Raw genomic sequence first — 5,685 nt, forward strand, 5'->3', positions numbered from 1 at the left:
TCTTCTGTTTTTCGGGCTTTCGTTCAATTAAGATATGCGTTTCATCATACCATTGACACTTTTACTTCACTTGATTTTCAAACGTATTTACCAAATCCTCCATCTCGTGGGTTTTCCCTCTCGCCATTAAAGATTCAACAGCGGTTTCCACTTTTTGTCCGTTGAACAGGACCTGATGGAGAGCTTCTGTAATCGGCATTTTAACATCATATTTCTTCGAAAGCTGATAAGCCGCTTTCGTCGTGCGGACGCCTTCGACTACCATTCCCATCTCTTCAAGAACATCTTCAAGCTTGTACCCTTTTCCGAGCAAATTGCCCGCACGCCAGTTTCTGGAATGAACACTTGTGCACGTCACAATCAGATCGCCTACTCCTGTCAATCCAGAGAACGTCAAGGGATTTCCGCCCATTTTCGTTCCGAGTCTCGCGATTTCGGCAAGTCCGCGTGTAATCAAAGCAGCTTTGGCATTGTCGCCGTACCCTAAACCATCTGTAATTCCTGCAGCAAGGGCAATAATATTTTTTAAAGCCCCTCCGATTTCAACTCCGATAATGTCAGGATTTGTGTACACCCGAAAATTGTGATTAATAAATAGATCCTGCACCTCTTCTGCTGCCCTCATGCTCTTTGAAGATGCAGTAACAGTTGTGGGGTGCCGCAGCCCTACTTCTTCCGCATGACTCGGGCCGGAAAGGACAACGATATCTTTTCTGACATCACTCGGGAGCTCAATTTCCATAATTTCAGAGATGCGCAGAAGTGAATCTGGCTCAATACCCTTGCTGACATGAACAAAGACTGCCTTTTTCGTTATAAAAGGGACAGCCTGTCTCAGCACTTCCCGAATTGCTTTTGTCGGGACCGCAACGATAATGAAATCTGCGTCTGAAACAGCTGTCTTCATATCCGTTGTTGCCTCTATTGATTCTGGAAGCTTGACGTTCGGCAAATAATCTTTATTTTCATGCTGATCATTGATTTGATGGATCAGATCTGCACGGTGCCCCCACAAGGTTACATCGTGATGATTATCAGCTAACACTAAAGCCAGTGCTGTTCCCCAGCTCCCCGCTCCGAGCATTGTGACTTTTTTCATATTTGCTTCACACCTTTTTATTTTCTAGCTCTTGCAAATATTTTGATTGGTGTCCCCTCAAAACCGAACGCGTCTCTGATTCGGTTTTCTAAAAACCGTTCGTATGAAAAATGCATCAATTCCGGATCGTTTACAAACACAACGAAGCTTGGCGGCTTTACCGACACTTGAGTCGCATAGTAAATTTTCAAACGAGAACCGTTATGAGTCGGTGTCGGATTCATTGCCACAGCGTCCATGATGACATCATTTAAGACGTTTGTTTGAACTCGAAGTGAATGATTTTCACTAGCTTTGATAATCGCAGGCATCAGAGTATGGATCCGTTTTTTCGTTAAGGCAGACATAAATAGGATTGGCGCATAATCCAGAAATTGAAAATGATCGCGAATATTTTCTTCAAATTCTTTCATCGTGCTCTCATCTTTGTCAACAGCATCCCATTTGTTTACGACGATGACGACGGCCTTGCCCGCTTCGTGTGCATAGCCGGCGATGCGCTTATCCTGTTCAATAATGCCTTCTTCGCCATCCAGCACAACCGCCACGACTTCTGAGCGGTCAATCGCTTTCAGCGCCCGCAGTACACTATACTTCTCAGTCGTTTCATAGACTTTCCCTTTTTTTCGCATACCTGCAGTATCGACAATGACAAACTCCTGCTGGTTGTAAGTAAATGACGTATCAACAGCATCTCTTGTCGTTCCAGCCACGTTGCTGACAATAACGCGTTCTTCGCCGAGCATCGCATTCACAAGTGAGGACTTTCCGACATTTGGACGTCCGATCAGACAGAATTGAATAACTTCTTCATTGTATTTCGTTTCAGGAATGTTTTTAAAATGCTCTGCAACGGCATCCAGTAAATCACCCAGTCCGAGTCCGTGTGTTCCCGAAATTGGATACGGCTCGCCAAAGCCTAGCGAATAAAAATCATAAATATTCGCTCTCATTTCTGTGTTATCCAGTTTATTAACCGCTAAAACAACAGGCTTTTTTGTGCGGTACAAAATTTTCGCCACTTCTTCATCAGCAGCTGTCACGCCTTCACGGCCGTTCACCATAAAAATAATCACGTCCGCTTCATCCATGGCGATTTCAGCTTGCTGGCGAATCTGCGCTAAAAACGGCTCATCACCGATATCAATACCGCCCGTATCAATCAAATTAAAATCATAATTCAGCCATTCAGCCGAGCTGTATATCCGATCCCTTGTCACGCCAGGGGTATCTTCTACTATTGAAATTCTTTCTCCCGCAATCCGGTTAAAGATTGTGGATTTTCCTACATTTGGTCTCCCGACAATGGCTACGACAGGTTTACCCATAGTACCCTTCCTTTCAATCCAGCCGCTTTCATTTTTACATAAATTTTCAACCGGTTATTAAAATCATTTCATTCACTTTTATGAAAAGAAACCCTTCAGAGGAAGGGCTTAACTCATTTATTATATCAGTTTTTACTGGGATCACAACTATTCTTAAAAATGTTTCACGATCAAATACACGTCATCTCCGATTCTGTGAGCTATTCCATCAAGGATCGCCTCAAGATTTTTAGCGAAAAGCTCCATCTCCTTTTGGTCATTGCAAAAAAAGACAGGTGCTCCCCCTGCAACCCGATTTCGATTTGTCGTGATTACAGACAAAATCACTTTCGTAAGAGATTCACTCATCCTATCACCTTATCCTGATTCTTGATAAATTCAGTCGGCATTCTAATCGCATTTTCCAGGGTTGGAACATTGCTAATAATTTGAACAGCCGTTTCGGGATGGTGAATTTGCGGGAGAACAAATACTGCCACTCTCCCATCATTTAAATCCCGTTTTGCAATTGGTGTCAAAGATGGCTCTCCTGAATCCCGATAAACCCCGAGCACATTGGAAACATCAAATAAAATGGCCTGACGCTGCCCTAAATTTGCTATCGTCGCTGCTGAATTAAAGTTTTTCGGCGTCAAAATAAAGCCCATGCCATGCTTTAAAATCAGTTCCTGTTTCTCTGGAAGCCCGATATTCATCATATAAATATTATCAACAAACAGCCCAGGACCGTCAAAGCGCGGCTTTATGTACTCGATATCTACAATATCCTTCAACACACTGCCCGACATAAACTTCATAGCCAGTAAAAAACAAACGACAGCCGCTATGACAGCAGCCCAGATGGATAAAAACACATACGCAGAGGTTGTCAAAAGCGCTGTAAAGATCACAATATAATTTCTGCTTTCAAACGCAATGGCAATCCCCTCAATATATGTGCTTCCCCTTGAGACAAGTTCATACGAATCCATTTGCGTCAATGTGTTCCGCTCCATGTTTCGGACATCTCTAAATTGCGTCGCTGCCAATGTTAAAAATGTGATGGCCGTAAATTCCTCCTGCAAAAGCGCCGGCATAATAATTGCACCTAAACCAGCCGCTATCAACCCCAGCGCGATGTGAATCACTTTCCCATGAACATAGGTCGGATACTGGCGGTAATCCGTTTTCAGCATATAAAGCCTTGTCGCAATTCCGGCAATGACCCCAGCAATAATCGGATAGATGTAATCACTCATGACATTTTGGTAGCTCCTTTGTTTGATCTTTTGCTTTTCTGACCAATCTGGCTTGCGAGGTGTTCGTATTTAGATATGCCAAACAGCAATATCATCCCCGCAGAACACGCATTCAGCCATTGAAAGCCGCCGACAGCCATAGCCCCGGCCAACTTCTGGATCACAAATGAATACACCAGTTCGCCTTGGCACATCCCTAGGACAAATAAGACAAGCTGCTTCTCAAAATTCCTTTCAACAGAAGCTGTTAAAAGCACTATTAATATAACAGCAGCCCACTCAGGTTTTATGATGAACCAAACCGGGTCATATAATGCAAAAAGATAAACAAACGCATACGCGGCAACGAGCGTCAGATAGACCATGATGTAACGAAAACGATACATTCCCAAATACCCGGCATAGACACATCCGCAAACGAAAAACATCAAATATGCAGCATTCAGGGAAAAATATAAAGCGATGTCATGTATGCTTAGAATAATATTAGTTAAAATAAAGACAGAGACGGCAATTCGTCTTTTCGTCTTTTCAAAAATAAATGTTGTCAGAACCCACAGAAACCACATTGACCAATAGTAATAAAATTGTTCCATTTTACTTCCTCCATATTCCCAGTATGGAGTTCAGGCACATTTTTTAAACAATCGATCTCACATTAAGGAGTATGATCATGGGAAAAGACAGACAAGAGAAAAAACTCAAAGCTTCAGGCAGAGTCGAATCAGACCGCGACCAGTCCATTCACTATGACGGAGCGACAAGCCTTGAACAAAACGGAAGATTCAAAAAGCGAAAATCATAATACAAAAAGCCCAAACCACATATGGTTTTGGGCTTTTATCATTTATCGCACACTATAGCTTGATGTATTGATCCCTCTCTCTGTGAGCCAATGATGGGTTTCACCTTTGATCACAAGGGGCGCCTTTTGTAAATCGTCAATCGTTCTGGCGCCCAGCACGGTCATAATCATCTTTAATTCCTCAAGGATCAGCTGAATCTCCTCAAGCAGTCCTTCCTCACCACTGTCAGTCAGCGCTTTTAAAAAATGCCCTGCCATTCCGGTGCAAGAGGCCCCAAGCGCAATTGCCTTTGCCACGTCAAGTGCATCTTGCAGACCGCCAGAGGCGATCATGGTGCTTGCAGGAAACTCAGAGCGGATTTCCGCCAAACTTGCAGCTGTCGAAATGCCCCACGAGTTAAAAAAGGAGATTTTCCGCTGTCTTCGGAGATTTTCGATTTTCGAGAAATTTGTCCCTCCGTAACCGCCAATGTCAACAGCTGCAGCACCAGCTTCATACAGCTTTCCTGCTGATGCTTTGCTCATACCGAATCCGACTTCTTTCACAATGACTGGTACACTGACATGACTGCAAATTTGTTCAATACGTTTCAATGCGCCGCTAAAGCTTCTGTCCCCTTCAGGCATCACAATTTCCTGAATCACATTGAGGTGGATCTGCAGTGCGTTTGCTCCAATCATCTCAACGGCTTCCTTTGCCTGAGCAGCCGTTGCCTCGCTTCCCAGGTTGGCAAAAATCAGCCCGTTTGGGTTTTCCTTTCGAACAATTTCATAGGAAAGACGCTCTGATGGATCTTTTAATGCTGACATTTGCGATCCCACAGCAAGGGGAATTCCAGCCTGAGAAGCCGCTCGCGCAAGCGATTTATTAATCTCATATGTAAGTTTTCCGCCGCCGCCAGTCATTGCATTGATAAAAATCGGCGAACTGCTTGAAAGTTCGCCGATTTTTGTGGAAATATCTACTTGTTCTAATGCAAGATCGGGCAGACTGACGTGAACAAACGTAATATCATCAAGACCTGTTTCCCGCTTCTGGCCGGTGGACAAGGCATGATTGATGTGTTGTCTTTTTCGTTCTGCTCGAGTCACGTTTATCACCAATTATTTTAGTTTATTCAGCTTATCTCCGATCAGATCTCCAAGCTGGAAGCCAGTGCTTGTTTCTTCCTTCGCTTGATATTGACGGTAATCTTCCTGGTCAGCTTTAGGCGT

At 43.7% G+C, this 5,685-nt stretch carries 8 protein-coding genes; 1 reads left to right on the forward strand and 7 read right to left on the reverse strand.

The genetic code is table 11. The annotated features are described in order from the left end of the window. Positions 1–61: 61 nt before the first annotated feature. The 5 genes from RAC86_RS34415 to RAC86_RS34435 form a co-directional block, all read right to left on the reverse strand. Positions 62–1,099 (reverse strand): NAD(P)H-dependent glycerol-3-phosphate dehydrogenase, encoded by a 1,038-nt coding sequence (locus RAC86_RS34415; protein WP_377886609.1) that lies wholly within the window; start codon positions 1,097–1,099, stop codon positions 62–64. Between the two features lie 17 nt (positions 1,100–1,116). Then, a complete protein-coding gene (der, locus tag RAC86_RS34420; RefSeq protein WP_003230565.1) occupies positions 1,117–2,427 on the reverse strand; it encodes a ribosome biogenesis GTPase Der in 1,311 nt (436 codons plus the stop codon). 153 nt (positions 2,428–2,580) lie between these two features. Beyond that, positions 2,581–2,775 carry a capping complex subunit for YIEGIA gene (locus RAC86_RS34425; RefSeq protein ID WP_003230563.1) on the reverse strand — a complete coding sequence of 65 codons (195 nt, stop codon included), beginning with the start codon at positions 2,773–2,775 and terminating at the stop codon, positions 2,581–2,583. Then, positions 2,772–3,665 (reverse strand): YIEGIA family protein, encoded by an 894-nt coding sequence (locus RAC86_RS34430; protein ID WP_003230562.1) that lies wholly within the window; start codon positions 3,663–3,665, stop codon positions 2,772–2,774. The genes RAC86_RS34425 and RAC86_RS34430 overlap by 4 nt, the downstream gene beginning before the upstream one ends. Further along, positions 3,662–4,261 carry a YphA family membrane protein gene (locus RAC86_RS34435; protein WP_003230560.1) on the reverse strand — a complete coding sequence of 200 codons (600 nt, stop codon included), beginning with the start codon at positions 4,259–4,261 and terminating at the stop codon, positions 3,662–3,664. The genes RAC86_RS34430 and RAC86_RS34435 overlap by 4 nt, the downstream gene beginning before the upstream one ends. A 77-nt stretch (positions 4,262–4,338) precedes the next feature. Between RAC86_RS34435 and RAC86_RS34440 the strand changes: the two genes are divergently transcribed. After that, complete coding sequence (locus tag RAC86_RS34440; RefSeq protein ID WP_003225499.1) at positions 4,339–4,470, forward strand: YpzI family protein; 132 nt, start codon at positions 4,339–4,341, stop codon at positions 4,468–4,470. 42 nt (positions 4,471–4,512) lie between these two features. Here RAC86_RS34440 and fni read toward each other — a convergent pair whose 3' ends face one another. Next, positions 4,513–5,562, reverse strand: coding sequence for a type 2 isopentenyl-diphosphate Delta-isomerase (fni, locus tag RAC86_RS34445; protein ID WP_377886611.1), 1,050 nt, complete (start codon positions 5,560–5,562; stop codon positions 4,513–4,515). Positions 5,563–5,574: 12 nt separating this feature from the next. After that, positions 5,575–5,685 (reverse strand): hypothetical protein (locus RAC86_RS34450; RefSeq protein WP_377886612.1); only part of this gene is annotated, 111 nt, incomplete at its 5' end.

This window comes from Bacillus sp. LR_5 (assembly GCF_042709275.1).